A 1,288-nucleotide genomic window follows, 5' to 3' on the forward strand; every position below is an offset into this window, starting at 1 on the left:
TCATAGCTTCGGTGGTGTGTTTAGCCCCGTTACATTTTCGGCGCAGAGTCACTCGACCAGTGAGCTATTACGCACTCTTTCAATGGTGGCTGCTTCTAAGCCAACATCCTGGTTGTCTGTGCAACTCCACATCCTTTCCCACTTAACACACACTTGGGGACCTTAGCTGATGATCTGGGCTGTTTCCCTCTTGACAATGGATCTTAGCACTCACTGTCTGACTCCCGGGATAACGTCTGTGGCATTCAGAGTTTGACTGGACTTGGTAACCCTTGGCGGGCCCCGCACCCAATCAGTGCTTTACCTCCACGACGCATCTCCCGAGGCTAGCCCTAAAGCTATTTCGGGGAGAACCAGCTATCTCCGAGTTCGATTGGAATTTCTCCGCTACCCCCACCTCATCCCCGAATTTTTCAACATTCGTGGGTTCGGGCCTCCAGTGCGTGTTACCGCACCTTCACCCTGGACAGGGGTAGATCACACGGTTTCGGGTCTACGCCTACAAACTATTTCGCCCTATTCAGACTCGCTTTCGCTGCGGCTACGGCTTCTCACCTTAACCTTGCTTGCAAACGTAACTCGCCGGTTCATTCTACAAAAGGCACGCCATCACCCATGAACGGGCTCTGACTTCTTGTAAGCACACGGTTTCAGGTTCTTTTTCACTCCGCTCCCGCGGTTCTTTTCACCTTTCCCTCACGGTACTGCTTCACTATCGGTCACCAGGGAGTATTTAGCCTTGGCAGATGGTCCTGCCGGATTCAGACGGGGTTTCACGTGTCCCGCCCTACTCAGGATACGCCTAGGGTGTTCGCAGACTTTTGGTTACGGGGCTTTTACCCTCTATGGCCGGCCTTTCCAGACCTGTTCGCCTAACCTGCTGCACCCATGACGGCGTCCTACAACCCCAAGGAGCAAGCTCCTTGGTTTGGGCTAATCCGCTTTCGCTCGCCGCTACTGACGGAATCACTTTTGTTTTCTTTTCCTGAGGGTACTTAGATGTTTCAGTTCCCCTCGTATGCCTCCTATGCAGCTATGTATTCACTGCATGGTACGTGAGTATTACCTCACGCGGGTTCCCCCATTCGGACATCCCCGGATCAATGCCTGCTTACGGCTCCCCGAGGCGTTATCGTTGTTCGCCACGTCCTTCTTCGGCTCCTGGTGCCTAGGCATCCTCCGTGTGCTCTTTATAGCTTATCCAGCTATCACTTGTACGACCGAAGTCGCACCGGATTTTGATTCAGCATTGTTGCTTTGTTTCGTTTATCCAGTTTTCAAGGAACAA

Annotated in this window: 1 rRNA gene; it reads right to left on the reverse strand. The window is 52.6% G+C overall.

Annotated elements, in window-relative coordinates:
• Window positions 1-1,203: ribosomal RNA gene (locus PVA01S_RS26320) — 23S ribosomal RNA — on the reverse strand; the annotation flags it as partial.
• Between the last annotated feature and the right edge of the window lie 85 nt (window positions 1,204-1,288).

It is taken from the genome of Paenibacillus validus NBRC 15382, assembly GCF_004000985.1.
Taxonomy (GTDB): Bacteria; Bacillota; Bacilli; order Paenibacillales; family NBRC-103111; genus Paenibacillus_G; species Paenibacillus_G validus.